Genomic DNA, 22,841 nt, shown 5'->3' with positions numbered 1-22,841 from the left:
TGGCTCCGCTGTTACGTAGCCGAGGATATCAAGGGCGACGAGAGCTTATCGCGCCCAACGTAACTTTAAAGGGCGGGCCGGAGGATTTCCTCCGGCCCGCCCTTTCATGTCGTCACCGCGATACCGGGCGTGCCGAGCCCGCCCTAGAACGGCTCGAAGTCGTCGTACTCCTTCTCCGACTCGTCCCGCTCGGCCTGCCGGTCCCGGCGGCGCTGGGCCGCGGGCCGCGGGGCCTCGAAGCGGTGGTCCTCACCGCGGCGGCCCAGCATCTCGGCACCGGCCATGACGGTGGGCTCCCAGTCGAAGACGACCGCGTTCTCCTCGGGGCCGATCGCGACGCCGTCGCCGGAGCGGGCGCCCGCCTTCATCAGCGCGGCCTCGACGCCGAGGCGGTTGAGGCGGTCGGCGAGGTAGCCGACGGCCTCGTCGTTGTTGAAGTCGGTCTGGCGCACCCAGCGCTCGGGCTTCTCGCCGCGCACGCGGAAGAGGCCGTCCTCCTCCGGCGTCACGGTGAAGCCGGCGTCGTCGACCGCCTTCGGGCGGATGACGATGCGGGTCGCCTCTTCCTTCGGCTTCGCGGCGCGGGACTGCGCGACCAGCTCGGCGAGCGCGAAAGACAGCTCCCGCAGGCCCATGTGGGCGACCGCGGACACCTCGAAGACGCGGTAGCCGCGCGCCTCCAGCTCGGGGCGGACCATCTCCGCGAGGTCCTTGCCGTCCGGCACGTCGATCTTGTTGAGGACGACCATGCGCGGACGGTCGTCGAGACCGCCGTACTGCTTGAGCTCCTCCTCGATGATGTCGAGGTCGGAGAGCGGGTCGCGCTCGGATTCGAGGGTGGCGGTGTCCAGGATGTGGACGAGCACGCTGCACCGCTCGACGTGGCGCAGGAACTCCAGGCCGAGGCCCTTGCCCTGGCTGGCGCCGGGGATGAGGCCCGGCACGTCCGCGATGGTGTAGACGGTCTCGCCCGCGGTCACCACGCCCAGGTTCGGGACGAGGGTCGTGAAGGGGTAGTCCGCGATCTTCGGCTTGGCGGCCGAGAGGACCGAGATGAGCGAGGACTTGCCGGCGCTCGGGTAGCCCACGAGGGCCACGTCGGCGACGGTCTTCAGCTCCAGGACGATGTCCTGCAGACCCCCGGGGACACCGAGCAGAGCGAAGCCGGGCGCCTTGCGGCGGGCCGAGGCCAGCGCCGCGTTGCCGAGGCCGCCGCGGCCGCCCTCGGCGGCGATGTACGAGGTGCCCTGGCCGACGAGGTCCGCGAGGACGTTGCCCGCCTTGTCGAGGACGACGGTGCCGTCCGGCACGGGCAGGACCAGGTCCTGGCCGTCCTTGCCGGAGCGGTTGCCGCCCTCGCCGGGCTTGCCGCTGGTGGCCTTGCGGTGCGGGGAATGGTGATAGTCGAGCAGCGTGGTGACGGACTGGTCGACGACCAGGATCACGTCACCGCCACGGCCGCCGTTGCCGCCGTCCGGGCCGCCGAGCGGCTTGAACTTCTCCCGGTGAACGGAGGCACAGCCGTGACCTCCGCTACCCGCGGCGACGTGCAGCTCGACGCGGTCCACGAAGGTGGTCATGTGGGGTGCCTCCAGCACTTCGGTTACATCTGGTTACTTCGGATACGTCGTTGCGTACGTACTTCGGGGACCTCGGTACGTACGGAATGTCTCTTGGGTAACACGCGAAAGGCGGACCCGCTTCCCGTGGGGGAAGTGAGGTCCGCCTCGCGAAGAACTTCTGTTCTACGGAGCCTGGGCCCCGAGGCCTGCGATCCGGCGCGCGTGGAACCGGATCAGCCTCGATGGGACTCGGTCAGGCGACCGGAACGATGTTCACGACCTTGCGGCCACGGTGCGTGCCGAACTCGACCGCACCGGCGGTCAGCGCGAACAGCGTGTCGTCCTTGCCACGGCCGACGCTGACGCCGGGGTGGAAGTGGGTGCCACGCTGACGGACCAGGATCTCACCGGCGTTGACGGTCTGACCGCCGAAGCGCTTCACACCGAGCCGCTGAGCGTTGGAGTCGCGACCGTTCCGAGTGGACGATGCGCCCTTCTTGTGTGCCATGTCTCAGTCCCTACCCTTACTTCGCAGCCGCGGGGATCTCAGTGACCTTGATCGCCGTGTACTGCTGGCGGTGGCCCTGACGACGGCGGTAGCCGGTCTTGTTCTTGTAGCGAAGGATGTCGATCTTGACGCCCTTGTGGTGATCCACGACCTCGGCCTGGACCTTGATGCCGGCAAGGACCCAGGGGTCGCTCGTCACGGCTTCGCCGTCGACAACGAGCAGGGTCGAGAGCTCGACCGTGTCGCCAACCTTGGCGGTGGAAATCTTGTCAACCTCAACGATGTCGCCGACAGCAACCTTGTGCTGGCGACCACCGCTGCGCACGATGGCGTACACGCGGATCTCTCTTTCGCTCGGAACGGAACCCCGCAGTCCAGCCGCCCGGGAACGAACACGGAGGGCCTCTCCCGGTCACCGAGGTGTCCGAGAGGAAGAGGTTTACGGGGATGCGGCGCGTCAGGGGACACGCCGACGGTCAAGGTTACGGGGCCACGACCGAAAGGGTCAAACCAGGCCGGGCCCCGCGGGTGTGCCACCGGTCACGCGGTGTCCCCCGGCCCGCTCGACGCGGGCCGGGGAGGCGTGCGGGAGCCTCAGCTCTCGTCGGTGGACGCGGTGACGGTGGAGAGCGTCTGCTCCGCCGCCGCCGTCTTCTTCGCCGTGGACTTGGCGGCCGTCTTCTTCGCGGTCGCCTTCTTGGCCGTGGTCTTCTTCGCGGCCGTCTTCTTCGCGGCGACGGTCTTCTTGGTGGCGGCCTTCTTCGCCGTCACCTTCTTGGCCGTCTTGCGGGCCGCCGCCTTCTTCGCGGCCGGCGCCTCGGCGTCGGCCTCGGCGGCCTCCGGCTCGGCGGACTCCGACACGGGCTCGGCGACCGGCTCGGCGGCGGCCGACGGGACGACCACGACGGCCGCCTCCGCGGACGCGGTGGGCGCGGTGGCCTTGCGCACGGCACGACGGCGCGGACGGGCCGGCGCGGCGCTCGCGGCGGGGGCCTCGGCCACCGGCTCGGGCGCCGTCTCCGGCTCCTCGGCGGGCTGCGCCGGGGTCTCGGCCACGGGGGCCGCGACCGGCTCCGTGACCGTCACGACGGCCTCCTCGGCCGACCTGGGCGAACCGGCAGGCGCCGACACCTTGCGGGTCGCACGACGGCGCGTACGGCCCTGGGGAGCGGCCTCGGCCTCCGGCGCGGGGGCCACGGCGGTCTCGGCGACCGGCGCCTCGACGACGGGCTGCTCGGCGACGGGCGCCTCGACGACCGGGTCCTCGGCCGCGAACGGCTCCGCCTCGGCGGTCTCACGGGACCGCGCGGCGGCGCGCTCGGCACGCTCCTCGCGCCGCGTCCGGGGAGCGCGCTCCTCGGTCCTGGGCGCACCCGCGGGAGCGGACGCGCGCCGGGAGGTGCGGCGGCGGGAACGGCCACGGGTGGCCGCGGCCTCCGCCTCGGCGGCGCTGCCGTACAGCTCCTCGTCGGGCTGGAACTCGGTCTCGGCCAGCGCGACCGGCGCGGCGACCTCGGCGGCCAGCTCGGCCTCGGTCTCCGTCTCCGGCTCCTCGGCCTGATCCTGCGTGAGCTCGTGGTCGTGGTCGTGCTCGTGGACCTGGTCGGCACCGCCGCGGCCGCGCTTCTTGCGCTTGCCGCCACCGCCGATGGACGTCGGCTGCTCCATGTGCACGATGACACCGCGGCCGTTGCAGTGGACGCAGGTCTCGGAGAAGGACTCCAGCAGACCCTGGCCCACCCGCTTGCGGGTCATCTGCACGAGGCCCAGCGAGGTCACCTCGGCCACCTGGTGCTTCGTACGGTCGCGGCCCAGGCATTCGAGCAGGCGCCGCAGCACCAGGTCGCGGTTGGACTCCAGGACCATGTCGATGAAGTCGATGACGACGATGCCGCCGAGGTCGCGCAGCCGCAGCTGGCGCACGATCTCCTCGGCCGCCTCCAGGTTGTTCCTGGTGACGGTCTCCTCGAGGTTGCCGCCCTGGCCGGTGAACTTTCCGGTGTTGACGTCGACCACGATCATGGCCTCGGTCTTGTCGATCACCAGCGAACCGCCGCTGGGCAGCCAGACCTTGCGGTCCAGCGCCTTCATCAGCTGCTCGTCGATCCGGTAGGTGGCGAAGACGTCGACCTCGGAGGTCCACTTCGACAGCCGGTCGGTCAGGTCGGGCGCCACGTGGGAGACGTAGCCGTGGATGGTGTCCCACGCCTCGTCGCCGCTGACGATGACCTTGGAGAAGTCCTCGTTGAAGATGTCGCGGACGACACGGACGGTCATGTCCGGCTCGCCGTAGAGCAGGGTCGGGGCGTTGCCGCTCTTCGCCTTCTTCTGGATGTCCTCCCACTGCGCCTGGAGACGCTCGACGTCACGGCGCAGCTCGTCCTCGCTCGCGCCCTCGGCGGCGGTGCGCACGATGACGCCCGCGTCCTCGGGGACGATCTTCTTGAGGATGGTCTTCAGACGCGCGCGCTCGGTGTCGGGCAGCTTGCGGCTGATGCCGGTCATCGAGCCCTCGGGCACGTACACCAGGTAGCGGCCCGGCAGGGAGACCTGGCTGGTCAGGCGGGCGCCCTTGTGGCCGATCGGGTCCTTGGTGACCTGCACCAGGACCGACTGGCCGGACTTGAGGGCGGATTCGATGCGGCGCGGCCCGTTGGCCATGCCGAGCGCCTCGAAGTTGACCTCACCGGCGTAGAGCACCGCGTTGCGGCCCTTGCCGATGTCGATGAAGGCCGCCTCCATCGACGGCAGCACGTTCTGGACCTTGCCCAGGTAGACGTTGCCGACGTACGAGGTCGCCTGCTCCTTGTTGACGTAGTGCTCGACGAGCACGTTGTCCTCGAGGACGCCGATCTGGGTGCGCTCGCCGCTCTGGCGGACGACCATCACCCGCTCGACGGCCTCACGGCGGGCCAGGAACTCGGCCTCCGTGATGATCGGGACACGGCGGCGGCCCTGCTCACGGCCCTCGCGCCGGCGCTGCTTCTTGGCCTCCAGACGGGTCGAGCCCTTGATGGACTGGACCTCGTCCGAGGGCTGCTCCTCGCGCCGGCCACGCGGCTCGCGGACCTTGACGACGGTGCGCTCGGGGTCGTTCTCGCCGGGCTGCTCGGCTTCTCCGCCGGAGTCACCGGCGCGACGGCGGCGGCGACGGCGACGACGGCTGCTGCTGGAGCCGCCCGACTCCTCGCGCTCGTCCGCGTCCTCGGCGTCCTCCTCGGCCTGCTCGGCGGCGTCCTCGGCGTCCTGCGCGGCCTGCTCGGCGGCGAAGTCGTCCTCGCCGGCCTCGCCGTCCGCGTCCGACTCGGCGGACTCTCCACGGCGGCGACGGCGGCCACCGCGACGGCGGCGGCGACGGGAGCCCGCGGACTCCTCCTCGCCCTCGTCACCCTCGACGGCGTCCTCCGCGTCCTCGGCGGATTCCGCGTCCCCGTCGGCCTCGGTGTCCTCGACGGACTCCTGCGGCTCCTCGGTCACGGCCTGCGGCTCGTCCTCGAAGCCACGGCGACGGCGGCGCCTGCGGGGGGCCGCCGGCTCCTGCACGGCCTCGGCCGGTTCGGCGACCTCGGCCACCTCGGCGGCCTCGGCCGCTTCGGCGGCGGCCGCTGCGGCGGCCCGCTCGGGCGTCTGGAACATCGGCTCGGTGAACACCGGCGCCTGGAACACGGCGACGGCCGGACGGCCCGGGCGCCGCGAGGACTCCTCGGTGTCCTTCTGCGCGGGCGCCGAGAAACCGACGGCGGCCTTGCGGGTGGCGCGGCGGCGGCCGCGGCGCGGGCCACCTTCCTCGGCCTGCGCGGCCTCGGTCCGGGCGCTCTCGGTCTGCGCGGCCTCGGCCTCGACGGCCTCCGGCTGCGCGGGCTCCTCGGGCTTGCTCTCGCTGCTCACGGGCGCCTCCACGCGCTCGGCGGCGGTGTCGCCCTCGGGCGCCCCGGCGGGAGCGGAGGCACGGCGGGTGGCACGACGGCGGGTCGTGCGGCGCGGGGCGGCCTCCTCGGCGGGGGCCTCGGGCCCGGCCTCCTCGGCGACCGGGGCGGCCACGGGCTCGGCGGCGGCCGTGACGACCTCGGCGGTCTCGGCCTCGGCGGGCGCCCCGGCGGGGGCGGAGGCGCGACGGGTGGCACGGCGGCGGGTCCGGGCGGCGGGCGCCGGCTCCTCGGCCGCGGTCTCCTCGACGGGCAGGCTCCCGGGCTCGGCGACGGCGGCGGGCGCCGCGGTCTCCTCGGCCTCGGGGGCGTCGGTGGTTCCGGCCGGTGCGGGCGCGCCGGCGGGGGCCGAGACACGGCGGGTGGCACGGCGGCGCGTACGGCGCGGTGCGGCGTCGTCGGCCTCGGCCGGAGCCTGTGCCTCGGCGGCGGCCGTCTCCGCGGCCTCTTCGGTCTCGTCCGTCTCCTCGGCCTCGGTGTCCGCGGAGGTCAGGTCCCCGGTGGGGGCTTCCTCGGCGGCGAGGTCGGCGGACGCGACGGCCGGTATGGCCGGCGCGGTGGTCTCGGCCGCGGCCTCGGAGGCGGCGACCGGAGGACCGGCGGGGCGCGACGCGGCGCGGCGGCGGCGCCGCGGCGGCAGGGTGTCGCTGGGGGTGTTGTTGTCGGAACCCTCGGTGGGTTCGGTCGGCTCGAGCATGCGGGTGGATCTCCCGTCAGGCTCCCGGGCGTCGCGCCTGGTCCGGCGATGCCGGTGACGTCCGCGGCTCGCGCGATGCGCGGTGCCGCCGTCCGGGGCGCGGGCGCCGCACGGGAGCTCTCTGTGTCCTGTCTCGCCGGTTCCGTACGCCATGTGTGCGTACGGCCTGGCGAAAGTCTTTAAGGTCGGTGCGCTGCCCGACCCAGGTGGCTCCCGGATACGAGGGCGGCGCTACGACAACGGTCCTTACGCGGGACCTTCCTTACGCCGACGCCTTCGCGGCGGCAGTTTCGGCGGCCCCTGTGCGATCGGCTGGGGCGGCTGCGACTGCCTCGCGGTCGGGCGCGAGCGGGTCGGTCACCGTGCCGGTCTCTTCATCGAACAGCCCCTGCGCCAGCCTGGTCACCGCAGCGGCGACCGGCGGCGCCAGGTCGGCCACGGCGCGAAGACCGGACAGGACGTCGTCGGGTCGAACGGCAGGCGTCACGTGCCGAACAACCAGCCGCAGTATCGCACAGGGCTGGTCGGTCGGCCTATCAGCCTGTGGACCGTGCGTCTCGGCGGTCGTCCCGAGGCTCGCCACGGCGCTGCGGGCGTCGAACCTCCGCATGCCGTTCTTGGTCCTGCGGCTGACCTCCACGGTCTCGGCCGCGTTGAAGGCCTCCACCGCGCGCTCGGCGTCCGCGGGGTCCACGCCGTCGAGGCGCATCTCCCACACGGAGGCGGTGAGCCGGTCGGCGAGACCCGAGACGCGGGCCTCGACCGCCTCGGTGATGTCGAGCCCCTGGGGCATCGACTCGTCGAGGAGCTCGCGCAGCTTCTCGGGGTCGCGCCGGTCGGTGAGGGCGATCTCCAGGTATTCCGCCTCGCTGCCCGTGCCGGTGGGTGCGGCATTGGCGTACGACACCTTCGGGTGCGGCGTGAACCCCGCCGAGTACGCCATGGGTACGGCGGCACGGCGCAGGGCACGCTCGAAGGCGCGCTGGAAGTCACGGTGGCTGGTGAACCGGAGGCGGCCGCGCTTGGTGTAGCGCAGTCGGATGCGCTGCACCGCGGGTGCGGGCGGCGGGCCTTCGGGCTGTCGCTTGCCCAGTGTCGCTCAGTCCTTCATGAGTGCGGTCGTACTGCTACCAAGAGTACGTGTCTCACCGGCCGCTGGTTCCCGCCGGGCGACCGGCAGTGGTTCCGCGGGGGTTCCGAAGAGCATCCGCCGGAAGTCGGCGCGGGCCTGCCGGGCGCTGTCGCGGGCGGCCTCCAGCGTCTGCCGCGCGGTCCGCCGGACCGCGCGCGCCGCCTCGGCGGCGGGTTTGAGCACATGATCGCGCACGGCGTGCCCGACCGGGGTCAGCACGGTCCGGTGGACCCAGCGCGCGGGTTCCACGAAAGTCCACCGGAACAGACGCGCGATGAACCGTCCGACGGCGAGCGAGACGTACCCGGCGATCCGCCAGGCGTGTCCGAGCGCCTCGCCGGTCTCCCTGGCCACGACGGCGAGGACCCGCCCGGCGGGGACGAGGACCCACCGCCACAGGGCGAGCGCGGGAAGCACCAGCAGGACCCGGGCGGTCCAGTACGCGCCGGCGGCCAGGCCCGTCAGGAGCGCCCGGACGATCCGCCAGAGCCCGGCGGCGAGGAGGGCGGCTGTCCTGCCGACGGGAGCGAGGACCCACCTGTACAGCCACACGGCGGGGACCACCAGCAGGTACCTGACCAGCCAGGCGCCGGCGGTGTACGTCCCGTACGCGACGGCCGCGAGGACCGTTCCGAGGGCCTTGAGCACCAGGGCGGCCACGCGCCCGGCCGGCGTGAGCAGCCGCGCGTACACCCAGCCGCACGCGGCCGCGAGGGCGCCGAGGACCCGGGTCAGCACGGTCACGGCGGCGCCGAGGAGCCACCCGAGCACGGTCGCGGTGCCCGTGAACAGCCGGGCGAGCACGGACCCGGTGGCCCGGGCGGCGCGGGCGAGACCGTGTCCCAGCGGGGTGAGGACCGTGCGGTACAGCCACACCGCGGGCACCACGAGCAGCACCCGCCCGAGCCGGGCCAGCAGCGTGCCGGCCGGCACGGCGACGTACCGCCACAGCGCCACCCAGGGCCGGACGAAGAGCGCCCGCGCCAGCCATCCGAGGGCCGTCCCGAGCGCTCGCCCCAGCGGCCGGAGCAGGGTGTCCCGAAGGATCCTCCCGCCGACGCGGAGCGCGTCCCACACCATGCGGACGGGCACCACGAGGACGAGCACCACGATCCGCACCGGAATGCGGATCGCGACGGCGAGACACCCATCGGCCTGCTCGGCGGGCCGGGCGGCGGACGGCTTTTCCAGATCCATACCTGCGTAGACGCACAGGTGGCCGCGATGGATGCGCCGCACACGGGGTCCGGAGTGCTGGGTGCGGAGTGCAGGGTTCGGGCTGCGGGGTGCGGGTCTTGGCCGGCCGCCTCGGGTTCCGTCCGGCCGGACTACCGGGCGGCGGCAGCCGGGGGCACGGTGACGGCCGGAGGGACGACGGCCGCCGGGGGAACCGTGGCCGCCGGCGGGCCGGCGGTGAGGCGCTGGACGGAGAACTCGCGGTTGAGCACGGTCTGGCGCCGGACCGCGTCGGGCAGGTCCGGCAGGGCCAGCAGCCGGTCGCAGGCCCGGACCGACGCCGGGTGGTCGCCCACCCAGTAGGCGGTGATCGAGTACTCGAAGAGCAGACCCCAGCGGTACACCCAGCTCCGGGTGAACAGCAGGTCGTCGGGTTCGGGCCGGTCGAGTACGGCGGCGAGCAGCGCGTGCGCGGTGTGGTGCCGGCCCATGACCCGCAGCCGGGAGGCCAGTTCGTAGCAGGCTTCGAGCCGCTGCGGGCGGGTCTCCCAGGCGCGCGAGAACGCGTCCATCGCCCCGGGCCAGTCCCCGGTCCGCTCGGCCTTGAGGACACCGGCCTCCAGGAGGGAGACGTAGACCTCCTCCGGCCAGCCGCCCATCGCCGCGCGCCGCTCGTAGAGCGCGACCGCCTCCTCGGCGTTCCCGAGGTCGCGTTGGGTGTTGGCGAGGTAGAAGACCGTGCGGGTGTTGGCGGGGTCGCGCTCCAGCTCACCGCGCAGCAGCCGGGCGTCGCGTTCGAACTTGTCGGCGCGGCAGCCGCCGTCGGCGTGGTCCTCGATCACCAGTGCGTCCAGGTTCTCCTGGACGTCGGGGTCGTCGGTGCACGGGTATTCGTGGGTGACGCCCTCGTAGCGCCAGTCCCTGTCCCCCCGCATCAGGTGCTTGAAGCGGTGCTGGGTGCCGGGGGTGTCGTACCGCAGCATGTACGAGGTCGCCGTCAGCGGGGGCAGCGGGGCGTCCTGGCGCAGCACGTGGTCGGCGTCGAGGGTGAGCAGGAAGTCGGCCCTGCCGCGGGCGTGCCGGATGTTCCGGGTGCGGTTGTGGCCGAAGTCGGTCCAGGGTTCCTCGTGGAGTTCGCCCGGGATGCCGGCGAGTGCCGCGCGGATCAGGTCCTGGGTGCCGTCGGTCGAGCCGGTGTCGGAGATGACCCAGGTGTCGATCAGGTGGCGGACCGAGGCGAGGCAGCGTTCGATGACCCGCGACTCGTTCTTGACGATCATGCAGAGGCAGATGGTCGGCGGCTTCACGGCGGCCAATGTGGCACAGGCCGGACGCCCGGGGGAGCCGGGTGCGGGGCCCTGCACCGAAACAGCGCCCGATTGGCCGCAGACGGACCAAGTTCGCATCGGCCAGAGGCAATTGCCCGCGCGGGAGATCACCCAATCAGCCTGATTAGATGATTTACAGGGGCGCCCTTCGGTGAAGCTTGACGATCTTGGGTGCGTCGCCGGGTGAAGCTCGCGATCGGCTTCGGGGAGTTCCCCGCCGATCGATGGAGGAGTACCCGCAGATGAATCCTGAGCCCAGGAACGCGCCCCTGCTGGGGCCGGTGGCCCGGCATCGGTTCAAGAAGGCCGGCATGGCCGCCTCGCTGGCACTGGCGGTGGCGTCCGGAGTGGTCAGCCCGGCGCTGGCGGTGGCCCGGAGCATGACCGGCCACACGACGGCGGCCCCGCACGGCGGCGACTCGTGCAGGCCTGGTTCCCACCACGACGACTACGCCCACGCGGCTCGTCACGGCGGCCCGCGCGGCGGCAAGGACGACTGCGGGGGCCGGACCGGCCCGACGGGTCCGACGGGTCCCCGGGGCCCGAAGGGCGACACCGGGGCGACGGGCCCGGGCGGCCCGATGGGCCACACGGGCGCGACGGGGTCGACCGGGTCTACGGGGCCCGCTGGTCCGACGGGGGCGACCGGAGCGACTGGGGCGCTGGGACACATGGGGGTGACCGGGGCGACGGGGGCGACGGGAGCTACCGGGGCTACCGGGGTCCAGGGAGACACAGGGGTTACGGGAGCGACTGGGGGCCAGGGGGACGTGGGGGCCACTGGGGCTACGGGAGCTACGGGGGCTCAAGGGAACACAGGGGTCACGGGGGCGACCGGGGCTCAGGGGGACGTGGGGGCCACCGGGGCTACGGGAGCTACGGGGACGCAGGGCGACCCGGGAACCACAGGAGCCACCGGCGCTACGGGAGCCACGAGAGCCGGTGGAACACAGGGGGACCCCGGAGCGACCGGGGCCACTGGCGCTACGGGGACAAAGGGCGACCCCGGAGCAACGGGGGCCACGGGGGCAACCGGGACGCAAGGCAACCCCGGAGTCACCGGAGCTACCGGAGCAACCGGGACGCAGGGAGATCCGGGAGTTACGGGGGCCACTGGCGCCACGGGTGCCACCGGGACCCAGGGCAACCCGGGAGTCACGGGGGCCACGGGGGCCACCGGCGCGCAGGGCGACCCTGGAGCCACAGGGGCCACGGGGGCGCAGGGTGACCCCGGAGCCACAGGAGCAACAGGAGCCACCGGAGCCACCGGAGCCCAAGGCGACCCGGGGGTCACCGGCGCCACGGGCGCGACCGGAGCCACCGGGACCCAGGGTGCCCCCGGGGCGACGGGTGCGACCGGCACCCAGGGCACCGCCGGAACCACCGGCGCCACCGGCGCCACCGGATTCACGGGAGCCACCGGCGCCACTGGAGCGCAGGGCGATCCCGGATTCACGGGGGCTACGGGAGCGACCGGAGCCACAGGGGCCCAAGGTGACCTTGGAGCCACAGGAGCCACAGGAGCCACGGGAACCAAGGGAGACCCGGGAGCCACCGGCGCCACGGGCGCGACCGGCACTCAGGGCGACCCTGGCGTAACGGGGGCCACGGGAGCGACCGGAGCCACGGGAACGCAGGGCGACACCGGCTCCACGGGAACCACCGGGGCCACCGGTGCGACCGGCCCGAACGGAATCCAGGGCATCACCGGAGCCACCGGGGCAACGGGCCCGCAGGGCACCCAGGGCATCACGGGCGCGACCGGCCCGCAGGGCACCCAGGGCATCACCGGCGCCACCGGAACCCAGGGGATCACCGGGGCCACGGGGGCGACTGGAATCCAAGGCATCACCGGAAACACAGGCCCGACCGGCACCCAAGGCACCACCGGAGCGACGGGCGCCACCGGCCCGGCCGGGACGCAGGGCGTCACCGGAGCCACGGGCGCCCAAGGCGTCACCGGCGCGACCGGCACCCAAGGTGTCACCGGCGCCACAGGCCCCACCGGAACCCAGGGCACCGCCGGAACCACCGGCGCCACGGGAGCCACCGGTTCCCAAGGGGCGACCGGAGCGACCGGTGCCACAGGGGCCACCGGCGCCATCGGCCTTCCGGGCGTCAACGGTCTCAACGGTGTCACCGGCGCGGTCGGCCCCTGCTCCGACATCAGCGCTTCACAGGAGACGAACGACTACGAACTCCGTGCGGTGATGACCGGCGGGAAGGCGTACGCGGGCATCCGCGACCAGCGCAGCAACGAGACCCAGAACTTCCTCTGGACCGACCTCAGCACGCACGCCGGCTACCCCACGGGCGGCGCGGCCGGCCTTCCCTGCGGCATCTCCGTCAACGGCCACGGCCAGACGGCCGCGAACCCGCTGAAGTTCGACATCGTGACCACCACCGGCCAGGTCTGGGAGACCACCTGCCAGGCCCGTACCTCCACCCATCCGGCCACACTGCTCTGCACGGACACCAACAACGTCGCCATCCCGTGGACCCCGGTGACCCTCCAGCCGTCGTCCAACGCCGTCAACAGCGGCAGCTGACCCCCGAGCCTCCGCCGCCGGTTCCCCCCCCCAGGTCCCGAACCTGACCGCGAACCGGCCGGCGGCGGCCGGCGGGCTACGGACTACGGGCGACGGACCGCGGGCGGCCCGCGCGACGGGCACCCGGCATGAGGGGCCGTCATCCGGCCCCCAATTGGGCTGATTTGATGATAAACATGGCGCGTTTCCGGGTCATGCACCGCTCCGACCGGCGTCGACGGGTCAAGCTCGCGATCGGCTTCAGGGAATTCCCACCCATCGATCCAAGGAGCGCCCCCGTATGAATCCCGAGTCCCGGACCGCATGCACGCCGGGCCCGCGGGCCCGCGGCCGGTTCAAGAGGGCGGGCGTGGTCGCCTCGCTGGCGCTGGTGATGGCGTCCGGCGTGGTCGGCCCCGCGACACCGGCGGACCTGGACACCCCCCGCGCGGCAGCGGGCCCGGACGGCGCCGACCGCTGCGGGCCGCGCCACCTCGACGACGGCGCCCGCCCGCACGAACTCGCCGACGGCCGGAGGGGGTGCAGGGGTCCGCGGGGACCGCGGGGCGAACCCGGGCCCGTCGGACCCCAGGGCCCGCCCGGGGCCGTGGGAGCGGCCGGACCGACCGGCCCCCGGGGCGAGACCGGCGCGACGGGACCCGCCGGGCCGACGGGCCCCTGTGTCGGCCTCGACTCGGCGCAGGAGTCCGAGGACTTCGAGATCCGTCTCGCCCTGATCGACGGCAGGACGTACGCGGGCATCCGCGACCAGCGGACCGGCGAGAAGCAGACCGCCCTGTGGACCGACCTCACCGCACGCCCGGACTATCCCGCGGGCGGCGCCGCCGGCGTGCCCTGCGACGTCGCCGTCAACGCGCACAACCGGTCCACCACGGTGAAGCGCATCAAGTTCGACGTCATCACCACCACGGGCCAGATCTGGGAGGCCGCCTGCGTCGCGTTCACCACGACCCATCCCGCGACCCTGAACTGCGCCGACCGTACGGGCCGTCCCAAGCCCTGGATCCTGGTCTCACGGCAGCCGGTGCGCGACGCCGTCAACGGCGGCGTGTGACCGACGGGCCGAAGCGCGCTTCCGAGGAATGCCCTCGGAACCTCCACGGCGCCGAAGACCACTCCCCCGAGGTCCCGGAAGGCATCCGTCCGGAACGACCGAGCCGCCCGCCCGGATGTCCCGGGTCGGGCGGCTCGGTCGAAGGCTCAGAGATCGGAGTCGGCGGCGGCGACGTGGCATCCTGGGCCGCTGGACGACACCGGCCGGGGCCGGCGGCGGGATTCGAACCCGCGTCGCTCTCTTTGCAGGAGAAGTAGCCGCAGCCTGCGCACCTGAACGACGCCAACGGTAGCCCCGGCAGACAGCCCGGGCACACGAATTTCGCCCGCGGGCCCTGCTCCGCACAGGCCCTAGGCCGCGGTGCCTCCGGCGTAGTCGCTGCTGAAGGTGGTCTCGATGGTCGTGGCGACGGACTGGGCCACGCCCGTTCCCGTGAGGATGAGACCCAACTCCCGGTTGTTGCCGAGCGAGTTGCTGCTGATGTTCATGGAACCCGCCTCCACCTCCTGGGTGGACAGCCCGTAGTCGGCGACCATGGCCTTGGCATGGATGTAGAAGCCGTTGGGGTCGGAGTACCCGACGACCTTGCCGCCCGCCGCCTTGATCGCGGACACCTGGCTGGCGTAGCTGGAGGGGCTCTCCAGGACCACGCGTACCGCCACACCCGCCTTCGCCCTGGCCACGATGGCGTTGACCACCGTGCTGTCGCTGAACTCCAGTTCCTGGACGTCGAGCGTCTTGGTGGCGCTGTTGATCACGGACACCAGACGGCTGCGGGAGTCGGTCGGGGACCAGAGGAGATGGTCGCCGTCGGTCGGCGTGATCGCGGTGCCCGCGTAGTCGGCGTTGAACACCTTCTCGATCGAGGCGACATCACGGGTGTCGTCGTCGAACACGCCGTAGTCGCGGCCGGTCGGGTAGTACTGCGAGGTCAGATTGCCGGTGAGGATCAGCGACTTGGTGCTGTCCACCGTGATGGTCTTCTGGTGGGTGTAGACGAAGGTGGACGACGACCAGGCCACGCCGGCACCCGCGCTCGTCAGGGAGTCGTACGCCGTCTGGTTGGCGGACTTGTGCGCGCTGTCCAGGATCACCCGGACCGCGACGCCCTTCTTCTCCAGGGCTATGAGGTCGTTGACGGCCGTGGTGTCCTCCAGCTCGTACATGGTCATGTCGAGCGAGGTGGTGGCCGAGTTGATGAAGTCGTAGATGGCGGGCTGACCGCTGCTCTGCGAGAAGGCGAACGCCGTGTAGCTCGCGGCGTTCGCGGGGACGGCGGTCGCGATCACGGCGACGCCGGCCGTCAGGGCGACACCGGCGCGACCGAGGAACTTCCACAACATGTCTGGCTCCTAACCGAGTTGACGCCCACCCGGGGGGCTGTGGGCGTGGGCATGACACCACGCGCGTAGACAGCCGAGGAAGAGGAGGTTGGTGAACGTGCAGTTACCGGTCGGCCGTTCGGTCGGACAAAGAGGACTTCGCCCAGGTGGAGGGCGGTTCAAGCGCTCCCCGGGCAATCGCAAAGTCTTCGTAGCGGGCCCCTGGGCACACCGAAGAAGCCCCCTCCCGGCAGGGAAGGGGCTGAGGTCCGGAAGCGGGCCGGCGGACTACCCTCGGCCGGGGTCCGAGACCACCGGCATTCCGGGCTCGGTGTCCGGCGCCCGGCGGTCGAACAGCAGCATGCCGACTCGGCCGGTGGCCAGGACCACGACGGCGAGGGCGAGCGCCACGACGACGACCAGCGCCGGTTCGAGCCCCACGCCGCCCGAGTTGATCAGGCCGACGAGGCGGGTCGAGGCCACGACGAGCACGGTCTGGACCAGCAGGATCGCCAGGGTGATCAGACGGGCGGTCCCCTCGTCCGGCTTCATGCAGAACAGCGGCATGAACGCCTGGCTCGCGAGCGCGTTGGCGATGGCCGCCACCGCGATCGCCGGACAGCAGAAGGCCAGCCGGCCGAAGCCCCGTCCGATCCGCGGGTTGGCCAGCCGTGAGGCCCACCGGTACGAGGAGCCGCTGAGCGCGATACGACCCGCGAGCTGGGCCACCACCAGCGCCACCAGCACCTGTCCGACCGTCGCGACGACCCACAGCCAGATGCCGACCGGCCCCGCGTGCTGGAGCACGTCGTCGTAGGTCGAGAAGATGCCGACCGCCACCGAGATGAACGCGAACGAGATCGCGAACACCTGGGCGTCAGGCGTCCTTGATGGCGGAGATCTCGAACTCCAGCTTGATCTTCTCGCTGACCAGGACGCCGCCGGTCTCCAGCGCGGCGTTCCAGATGACGCCGTAGTCCTTGCGATTGATGGTGACCTCGCCCTCCAGACCGACCCGGAGATTGCCGAACGGGTCGGTGGCGGTGCCCTCGTAGCTGAAGGGGATGGTCACCGGCTTGGTGACGCCCTTGACGGTGAGGTCGCCGGTGACCTCGAAGCTGGTGTCGTCGCTGCGCCGCACGGACGTGGAGACGAAGGTGATCTCCGGGTACTCGTCCATGTTGAGGAAGTCGTTGCTGCGCAGGTGCTGGTCGCGGTCGGCGTTGCGGGTGTCCACGCTGGTGGCCTTGATGGTGACCTTGCCGGAGGACCCGGCCGGGTCGGCGCCGTCGAAGTAGGCGCTGCCCTCGAACTCGTTGAACGCGCCGCGGACCTTGGTGACCATGGCGTGCCGGGCCACGAAACCGATCCTGCTGTGCGCGGGGTCGATGGTGTAGCGGCCGGTCAGGGGGGCCAGGTCGGTCGGGAAGGCGCTCATGGAAGCTCCGCGGGGTCGGCTCACCGTGAATGGGGCATCACGTACACAGGAAACATATCGACCATTTCCGGACCGGTCGCCTCGGGTACGTCCAACCCGGGGTCCCCTTCACCCCGGCCGGGTCGCCGAGCGGCCGGTCGAGGCAGCGCTCGCCGGGGAAGACCGGCCGGGCGTGACCGCACCCCATGGCGATCAGGTCCGCACCGAAGCCCGCACTCCCCGGCGACCGGATCCACCGATGAGTTCCGCGAGCGACCCCGGTCTACATGGACGTACGCCGTCGAACCACCGACTGGAGACCACCATGACCACTCCCGCACACCCCGGCCGCATGCTGTTCGTGAGCGTCCCCGTGGCGGACCTGGAGCGCAGCAAGGCGTTCTTCGCCAAGCTCGGTTTCGGCTTCAACCCGAACTTCACCGACGAGACCTCGGCCTGCATGCCGGTCGGCGAGCACGCCTTCGTCATGCTGCTCGGCCGCGAGAAGTTCGCGGAGTACTCGAAACTGCCGATGGCCGACCCCACCACGCACGCGCTGGCGCTCTACTCCTTCAGCGTGTCGTCCCGTGACGAGGTCGACGCGGTCAGCGCCGCCGCGCTCGCGGCGGGCGCCACCGAGGCGGACGGCGCCGAGGACTACGGCTTCATGTACTCCCGCAGCTTCTTCGACCTCGACGGCCACGGCTGGCAGGTCATGTGGATGGACCCGACGGCAGCGGCCCAGGGCCCGGAGCCGTCGACGGCTTCCGCCCACTAGGGCGAGTCGCCGAAGCAACAAAAGACGGCTCCCAGAACCCTGACGTCGGCGCCGGCGCCGCCCTGATCGGGGCTTCGCACGCCGAGGCCCAGCATGATTCAGGTGGAGAGACAACCAGTGCATGGCGGATGCCCACATCCGCCACGCACTGCTCACCACGCACCCTGTCACCGCCGGCGCCCGCGTCCCCGGTCAGCAGGGGTCGACGAAACGAAGGGCCGACAGCAGGCACGGCACGAACCTCGCATGGGCCGTCGACGGTTGCCGGCGTTGGTCGTCGCTGACTATGCCGCGTAGACGAGTGCGTAGAAGAGCACGGCCGCGACTCCCATGAGCGCAAGCGGCAGGATGATCACTGCCGTAATGATCTGGAGGGAGATCCGCAGACGGTCCGCTGCCGTGAGCAGCTCCCGCAGCAGGTTTTGATCATTCATGTGTCTCCCCTTTGACCGCGATGATCAGCGGTGGTCGGCGGAGTCTAGACGACCCCAACACTTCGACCGGTCGGCGCCCTCTCACGATCGGCCATGGCATGGCAGCCGCGACTTTCGCTGTGATCGCCTTTCTGACGTCATCGGCAGCCCGGGGCTGCCACGTAGTCCTGGAAGGCGGGGCTTCGGGTCTACTGATCGCACGGCCCCCTCGGCGTCGGCATCTTCGTGAGCGGCCGACTCCGGGCCTGGGGGCTCCAAGGCGGACCTGAAGGCCGGCCAGTACTGGACCAGCAGAGGGCCGAAGACCGCACGACAGATCGACGCGCGACTCCACCGCAGGAAGAACAAGTGAGAGTGGCCGCTCGCCGCCGGTGTCTGGCCCGCGCTCTTGACCGTCAAGGGCAGGAGCTTCCCCCCGCCTGCGCTGCGGTACCGCCGCCCCCGCCCGGCCCGGCCTGGCCCGACCGCAGTGACGAGGACGTAAGCCACAGGGCGTCGAAGCTCCCCGCAATGATCTGGCCGTCCGGCAGGCACTCGATCGGAAGCGTCAGCAGCTCCTCACGATCGTGGAGGCGGCCCTGTCTCTGCCTCGGGGCGGCGTGACGAGTCGCGTCGGCGCGCCATCAGAGTCGTACCGGTGACCACCAGGCCGATCGCCACGACCTTCGCGGCCTGGTAGATCAGTGAAGGGCTGGCGCTTGCCCGGCCCAGAAACGCCCACAGGAGCAAACCGAGTCCAGAGAGCATCAAGAGGAAGCCGCCGATCGGGCCCAGGCCGCCCCAGCTCCAGGGAGACGCCGCTAACTCGTGCTCCGTGCCAGGCTTTTCACGTTCATCAGCTGTCATGGCTCGCACATTAACGCGAGTCCGGTGTGCGCATGACGACCTCGCCCGCATCGCCGGGATCACACCTGACGGCGGACTCGGTGGACGCCTGAGCTGACGCCCAGACCACACCGTCGACCAAGCCACGGCCGCAGATATCGGCGAACGGCAAAGAGCCCCCTCCCCATCAAGGAAGGGGGCTCAAGGCGTCCTGAGTCCGCTGGGGAGCGGCGCGTCCGCCCTCAGACCCACTCCAGCCTCAAGGGCCGGCTGGAGCGTCCGGAAGGACGGCGCAGACCGGCGAGGGAGCGAGCGGGACGCCGGCCGCCGCCAACACCGCGGCCACCTCGGCCTCGCTCGCTCGCGCCGGAGCCTCGATCACCCGATCGAGTGCGTCGCCAACGTCAGTGGCTGTGACCGCTCGACGCCGGCGTCGGCTCAGCGTTCTTGACCGTCAAAGGCAGGAGCTTCTTGCCCGTCGGGCCGATTTGGATGCTCGTGTCCATCTGCGGGCACACCCCGCAGTCGAAGCACGGGGTCCAGCGGCAGTCCTCGACCTCTGTTTCGTCGAGGGAGTCCTGCCAGTCCTCCCAGAGCCAGTCCTTGTCGAGGCCCGAGTCGAGGTGGTCCCAGGGGAGGACCTCCTCGTAGGTGCGCTCGCGGGTGGTGTACCAGTCGACGTCGACGCCGAAGGGGGCCAGCGCCTTGTCGGCGCAGGCCATCCAGCGGTCGTACGAGAAGTGCTCGCGCCAGCCGTCGAAGCGGCCGCCGTCCTCGTAGACCGCGCGGATGACGGAGCCGATGCGGCGGTCGCCGCGGGAGAGCAGGCCCTCGACGATGCCGGGCTTGCCGTCGTGGTAGCGGAAGCCGATCGAGCGGCCGTACTTCTTGTCGCCGCGGATCTTGTCGCGGAGCTTCTCCAGGCGGGCGTCCGTGTCCTCGGCGGACAGCTGCGGCGCCCACTGGAAGGGGGTGTGCGGCTTGGGGACGAAGCCGCCGATGGACACCGTGCAGCGGATGTCGTTCTGGCCGGAGACCTTGCGGCCCTCGGCGATCACGTTCATCGCCATGTCGGCGATCTGCATGACGTCCTCGTCCGTCTCCGTCGGCAGGCCGCACATGAAGTACAGCTTCACCTGGCGCCAGCCGTTGCCGTACGCGGTGGAGACGGTCCGGATGAGGTCCTCTTCCGAGACCATCTTGTTGATGACCTTGCGCATCCGCTCGGAGCCGCCCTCGGGGGCGAACGTCAGGCCGGAGCGCCTGCCGTTGCGCGTCAGCTCGTTGGCCAGGTCGACGTTGAAGGCGTCCACGCGGGTCGAGGGGAGGGAGAGGCCGATCTTGTCTTCCTCGTACCGGTCCGCCAGGCCCTTGGCGATGTCACCGATCTCCGAGTGGTCCGCGGAGGACAGGGAGAGGAGGCCGACCTCCTCGAAGCCCGTCGCCTTCAGGCCCTTCTCGACCATCTCGCCGATGCCCGTGATCGAGCGCTCGCGCACGGGGCGGGTGATCATGCCCGCCTGGCAGAAGCGGCAGCCGCGCGTACAGCCGCGGAAGATCTCCACGGACATGCGCTCGTGGACGGTCTCGGCCAGCGGGACGAGGGGCTGCTTGGGGTAGGGCCACTCGTCCAGGTCCATCACCGTGTGCTTGGACACGCGCCACGGGACACCCGACTTGTTCGGGACAACGCGGCCGATACGGCCGTCGGGGAGGTACTCGACGTCGTAGAAGGCCGGGATGTAGACGCTGCCCGTCTTCGCCAGACGGAACAGGACCTCCTCGCGGCCTCCGGGGCGGCCCTCCGCCTTCCAGGCGCGGATGATCTCCGTCATGTCGAGCACGGCCTGCTCGCCGTCGCCGATGATCGCCGCGTCGATGAAGTCCGCGATCGGCTCGGGGTTGAAGGCCGCGTGGCCGCCCGCGAGGACGATCGGGTCGTCGAGCGTGCGGTTCTTCGACTCCAGGGGGATGCCGGCCAGGTCAAGGGCCGTGAGCATGTTCGTGTAGCCCAGCTCCGTGGAGAAGGACAGGCCGAACACGTCGAAGGCCTTCACCGGGCGGTGGCTGTCCACGGTGAACTGCGGCACGCGGTGCTCGCGCATCAGTTCCTCGAGGTCCGGCCACACGCTGTACGTGCGCTCGGCGAGGACGCCCTCGCGCTCGTTCAGTACCTCGTAGAGGATCATGACGCCCTGGTTGGGCAGGCCGACCTCGTAGGCGTCGGGGTACATGAGCGCCCAGCGGACGTCACAGGTGTCCCAGGGCTTGACCGTGGAATTGAGCTCTCCGCCGACGTACTGGATCGGCTTCTGCACATGCGGGAGCAGAGCTTCGAGCTGTGGGAAGACCGACACGGCGGTTTCGGCAGGCATCTCGCGAACCTTCGTGAGCTGATGGGGGTGACCATCTAGCGTAACGCGGCCGGAGGGGCCCGCCGCACCCCCGGACGCCCACGGGACCCGCACCGGGCTCCGCCGAGGGGCGGAAACCGGGCTCCGACAAGGGAAAACCGCGGGCCAACGGATCAGCGGATCAGTGCATCAGAGGATCAGCGGGCGTCACAGCGCCGACTGTGCCCGGATCGTCTCCCACGCCCCGGGCAGCGCCGCCTCCGCCTCCGCGGCGCGCCGCTCCTCGCGGCCGTAGAGGACCCCGTAGGTGAAGGAGCTCTCCCCCGCCGCGTGTGCCAGGGCCGCCAGTTCCCGCAGGGCCCCGCGGGTCATCACGCTGTCCTGGTGGTCGCCGAGCAGGCCCTGGAGCGACTTCATGGACTTGACGAGGCCGGCGGCCGGTCCGCCGAGGGCGGGGGCGGCGGCCTCGGCGGCGTAGCGGGTGCGCTTGGCCTTCTTGCGGGCCTCGTGCATGGCGTGGTCGCGGTCGGCGCCCGGGGGCCGGTCGAGGGCCTCCTCCACGAGGCCGGCGACGGTGCCGAAGTCCTTGCGGACGGCCTTGGCGATCACCTTCGCGGGGTCGCCCGCGGCCGCCTTGAGCAGCGGCGGGCCGGTCACGAGGGCGTCGAGCGCGGTCAGCAGGGCAAGGTAGCGCTTGCCGTCCAGGACGGCGATCAGACGGCGCCGGGAGCCGCCGTGGCGGGCGTGCGCCCAGGTGCGCAGCCGGGTGCGGACCGGGCCGGAGAGCAGGGTGCGGGGCAGCAGGCCGAGGGACTCGGTGAGCCGCTCGGTGAGGACTTCCTGGTCGCGGTCGACGCCGAGCTCGCCGGCCAGCCATTTCAGCTCGTCGCCGATCGGGTCGGTGACGTCACGGTCGAGGATCTTCCCGTACGAGCGGAAGGTGCTGCGCATCCGGCGGGTGGCGACGCGCATGCTGTGCACGGAGTCGGGGAGGTCGCGGCGGACGGCGGGGTCGAGCTCGACGATGGCCTCGTACTGGGCGCGGAGGTAGGCGAGGACGTGGTCGCCCGCGGTGACGGGGTCCGGGGCCGGAGCGGGCTTCTTCCTGGCGCGCTTGCCGGTCTCGCCGAGTGCCCGGGCCAGCTTGGAGGGGGAGGCGGAGCGGCTCAGGCCGGTCTTGCGGAGCTTCTTCTCGACCTTGTCGAGGAAGGCGGGGTCGCCGTCGTCGGCGAGTTCCACCTCCAGCTCGGTCCATTCCGCGGTGCCTCCGCCGCCGCCGAGCCGGTCCGCGCGGACGCGGTCGAGGCTGACCTCGGCGAGCAGGGCGCCGGAGTCGTCGACGAGGTGGCGGATGTCACGGGCGGAGCGCAGGCGTACGAGGGGGACGAGGTCGGCGTCCCGGACCCGGGACCGGACGAGGCCGGCGATCGCGCGGGGCACGGTGTCGGAGAGGGGGGCCCGGATCTCGTCGCGCACGCCGTCGGCGACGGGGAGTTTCAGGTGCCAGCCGGCGTCGGAGCCGCCGGTGCGGCGGCGCAGGGTGAGGGAGGCGGTGGCGAGGCGCTGGTCGGGCGTGTCGTAGTAGGTGGCGTCGAGTTCGGCGACGCCCTTGTCGACGACGCCCGCGACGCCCGGGACTCCGCTCAGGTCCGGCATCCGGGTGCCGCCGTCGGCCGCGGGACCCTCGTACTTGCGCTCGATCTCGCGCTTCGTGTCCGCCATGAACCGAATCTAGACGCGTTTGCGGGCCGTGGGCAGTACCCAACCGGCCCCGGCTTG

17 protein-coding genes and 1 tRNA gene are annotated in these 22,841 nt (G+C 71.9%); 3 read left to right on the top strand and 15 right to left on the bottom strand.

The genetic code is table 11. The features are described from left to right. Window positions 1-143 precede the first annotated feature (143 nt). The 7 genes from obgE to ACFWI4_RS26835 all read right to left on the bottom strand — a co-directional run bounded on the left by obgE (window position 144) and on the right by ACFWI4_RS26835 (window position 10,308). A complete protein-coding gene (gene obgE / locus ACFWI4_RS26865; protein ID WP_387200973.1) occupies window positions 144-1,580 on the bottom strand; it encodes a GTPase ObgE in 1,437 nt (478 codons plus the stop codon). Window positions 1,581-1,815: 235 nt separating this feature from the next. Continuing rightward, window positions 1,816-2,070, bottom strand: coding sequence for a 50S ribosomal protein L27 (gene rpmA / locus ACFWI4_RS26860; protein ID WP_339129322.1), 255 nt, complete (start codon window positions 2,068-2,070; stop codon window positions 1,816-1,818). Between the two features lie 16 nt (window positions 2,071-2,086). Further along, window positions 2,087-2,407: a 50S ribosomal protein L21 gene (rplU, locus tag ACFWI4_RS26855; protein ID WP_030601628.1), complete on the bottom strand. Its 321-nt coding sequence runs from the start codon at window positions 2,405-2,407 to the stop codon at window positions 2,087-2,089. 257 nt (window positions 2,408-2,664) lie between these two features. Next, window positions 2,665-6,693 carry an Rne/Rng family ribonuclease gene (locus ACFWI4_RS26850; RefSeq protein WP_387200970.1) on the bottom strand — a complete coding sequence of 1,343 codons (4,029 nt, stop codon included), beginning with the start codon at window positions 6,691-6,693 and terminating at the stop codon, window positions 2,665-2,667. Window positions 6,694-6,955: 262 nt separating this feature from the next. Beyond that, on the bottom strand, window positions 6,956-7,744 hold the full coding sequence (locus ACFWI4_RS26845; RefSeq protein WP_387200968.1) for a TIGR03936 family radical SAM-associated protein: 789 nt from the start codon (window positions 7,742-7,744) through the stop codon (window positions 6,956-6,958). Window positions 7,745-7,792: 48 nt separating this feature from the next. Beyond that, on the bottom strand, window positions 7,793-9,022 hold the full coding sequence (locus ACFWI4_RS26840) for a hypothetical protein (RefSeq protein WP_387200979.1): 1,230 nt from the start codon (window positions 9,020-9,022) through the stop codon (window positions 7,793-7,795). Between the two features lie 131 nt (window positions 9,023-9,153). Then, the gene (locus ACFWI4_RS26835) at window positions 9,154-10,308 is read right to left on the bottom strand and encodes a tetratricopeptide repeat protein (protein ID WP_387200965.1); all 1,155 of its coding nucleotides are present in this window, start codon (window positions 10,306-10,308) and stop codon (window positions 9,154-9,156) included. 2,231 nt (window positions 10,309-12,539) lie between these two features. On the opposite strand from ACFWI4_RS26835, the gene ACFWI4_RS26830 reads away from it, so the two are divergent. Beyond that, window positions 12,540-12,878: a hypothetical protein gene (locus ACFWI4_RS26830; RefSeq protein ID WP_387200962.1), complete on the top strand. Its 339-nt coding sequence runs from the start codon at window positions 12,540-12,542 to the stop codon at window positions 12,876-12,878. A gap of 280 nt (window positions 12,879-13,158) precedes the next feature. Beyond that, entirely contained in the window at window positions 13,159-13,932 is a 774-nt protein-coding gene (locus tag ACFWI4_RS26825; RefSeq protein WP_387200959.1) for a hypothetical protein, read from the top strand. A gap of 207 nt (window positions 13,933-14,139) precedes the next feature. Here the strand turns inward: ACFWI4_RS26825 and ACFWI4_RS26820 are convergent. From ACFWI4_RS26820 to ACFWI4_RS26805, 4 genes are all read right to left on the bottom strand, one after another. After that, window positions 14,140-14,219 (bottom strand) — tRNA-Cys (locus ACFWI4_RS26820). A gap of 63 nt (window positions 14,220-14,282) precedes the next feature. Then, window positions 14,283-15,275, bottom strand: coding sequence for a phospholipase D-like domain-containing protein (locus tag ACFWI4_RS26815; RefSeq protein WP_387200956.1), 993 nt, complete (start codon window positions 15,273-15,275; stop codon window positions 14,283-14,285). A gap of 267 nt (window positions 15,276-15,542) precedes the next feature. Continuing rightward, complete coding sequence (locus ACFWI4_RS26810) at window positions 15,543-16,124, bottom strand: amino acid permease (protein WP_387200953.1); 582 nt, start codon at window positions 16,122-16,124, stop codon at window positions 15,543-15,545. A gap of 7 nt (window positions 16,125-16,131) precedes the next feature. Next, window positions 16,132-16,692, bottom strand: coding sequence for a YceI family protein (locus ACFWI4_RS26805; protein ID WP_387200950.1), 561 nt, complete (start codon window positions 16,690-16,692; stop codon window positions 16,132-16,134). 304 nt (window positions 16,693-16,996) lie between these two features. On the opposite strand from ACFWI4_RS26805, the gene ACFWI4_RS26800 reads away from it, so the two are divergent. Next, window positions 16,997-17,449 (top strand): VOC family protein, encoded by a 453-nt coding sequence (locus ACFWI4_RS26800; RefSeq protein WP_387200947.1) that lies wholly within the window; start codon window positions 16,997-16,999, stop codon window positions 17,447-17,449. 284 nt (window positions 17,450-17,733) lie between these two features. On the opposite strand, the gene ACFWI4_RS26795 is transcribed toward ACFWI4_RS26800, so the two are convergent. The 4 genes from ACFWI4_RS26795 to ACFWI4_RS26780 all read right to left on the bottom strand — a co-directional run bounded on the left by ACFWI4_RS26795 (window position 17,734) and on the right by ACFWI4_RS26780 (window position 22,784). Beyond that, window positions 17,734-17,883: a hypothetical protein gene (locus tag ACFWI4_RS26795; protein WP_387200944.1), complete on the bottom strand. Its 150-nt coding sequence runs from the start codon at window positions 17,881-17,883 to the stop codon at window positions 17,734-17,736. Between the two features lie 558 nt (window positions 17,884-18,441). Further along, window positions 18,442-18,729, bottom strand: a complete 288-nt coding sequence (locus ACFWI4_RS26790; RefSeq protein WP_387200941.1) for a hypothetical protein — start codon at window positions 18,727-18,729, stop codon at window positions 18,442-18,444. Window positions 18,730-19,112: 383 nt separating this feature from the next. Then, the gene (locus ACFWI4_RS26785; protein ID WP_387200938.1) at window positions 19,113-21,083 is read right to left on the bottom strand and encodes a TIGR03960 family B12-binding radical SAM protein; all 1,971 of its coding nucleotides are present in this window, start codon (window positions 21,081-21,083) and stop codon (window positions 19,113-19,115) included. A gap of 186 nt (window positions 21,084-21,269) precedes the next feature. Then, on the bottom strand, window positions 21,270-22,784 hold the full coding sequence (locus tag ACFWI4_RS26780; RefSeq protein WP_387200935.1) for a CHAD domain-containing protein: 1,515 nt from the start codon (window positions 22,782-22,784) through the stop codon (window positions 21,270-21,272). Window positions 22,785-22,841: the final 57 nt, after the last annotated feature.

The sequence above is a fragment of the Streptomyces sp. NPDC127038 genome (genome assembly GCF_042725875.1).
Lineage (GTDB): Bacteria > Actinomycetota > Actinomycetes > Streptomycetales > Streptomycetaceae > Streptomyces.
This window is presented reverse-complemented; position numbering and strand designations above follow the sequence as displayed.

What these genes read in the sequence shown, in the direction of transcription:
- obgE (WP_387200973.1), bottom strand. Translation starts at nt 1,580, where the DNA reads ATGACCACCTTCGTGGACCGCGTCGAGCTGCACGTCGCCGCGGGTAGC.
- rpmA (WP_339129322.1), bottom strand. Translation starts at nt 2,070, where the DNA reads ATGGCACACAAGAAGGGCGCATCGTCCACTCGGAACGGTCGCGACTCC.
- ACFWI4_RS26850 (WP_387200970.1), bottom strand. Translation starts at nt 6,693, where the DNA reads ATGCTCGAGCCGACCGAACCCACCGAGGGTTCCGACAACAACACCCCC.
- ACFWI4_RS26840 (WP_387200979.1), bottom strand. Translation starts at nt 9,022, where the DNA reads ATGGATCTGGAAAAGCCGTCCGCCGCCCGGCCCGCCGAGCAGGCCGAT.
- ACFWI4_RS26830 (WP_387200962.1), top strand. Translation starts at nt 12,540, where the DNA reads ATGACCGGCGGGAAGGCGTACGCGGGCATCCGCGACCAGCGCAGCAAC.
- ACFWI4_RS26825 (WP_387200959.1), top strand. Translation starts at nt 13,159, where the DNA reads ATGAATCCCGAGTCCCGGACCGCATGCACGCCGGGCCCGCGGGCCCGC.
- ACFWI4_RS26815 (WP_387200956.1), bottom strand. Translation starts at nt 15,275, where the DNA reads ATGTTGTGGAAGTTCCTCGGTCGCGCCGGTGTCGCCCTGACGGCCGGC.
- ACFWI4_RS26805 (WP_387200950.1), bottom strand. Translation starts at nt 16,692, where the DNA reads ATGAGCGCCTTCCCGACCGACCTGGCCCCCCTGACCGGCCGCTACACC.
- ACFWI4_RS26800 (WP_387200947.1), top strand. Translation starts at nt 16,997, where the DNA reads ATGACCACTCCCGCACACCCCGGCCGCATGCTGTTCGTGAGCGTCCCC.
- ACFWI4_RS26795 (WP_387200944.1), bottom strand. Translation starts at nt 17,883, where the DNA reads ATGAATGATCAAAACCTGCTGCGGGAGCTGCTCACGGCAGCGGACCGT.
- ACFWI4_RS26790 (WP_387200941.1), bottom strand. Translation starts at nt 18,729, where the DNA reads ATGACAGCTGATGAACGTGAAAAGCCTGGCACGGAGCACGAGTTAGCG.
- ACFWI4_RS26785 (WP_387200938.1), bottom strand. Translation starts at nt 21,083, where the DNA reads ATGCCTGCCGAAACCGCCGTGTCGGTCTTCCCACAGCTCGAAGCTCTG.
- ACFWI4_RS26780 (WP_387200935.1), bottom strand. Translation starts at nt 22,784, where the DNA reads ATGGCGGACACGAAGCGCGAGATCGAGCGCAAGTACGAGGGTCCCGCG.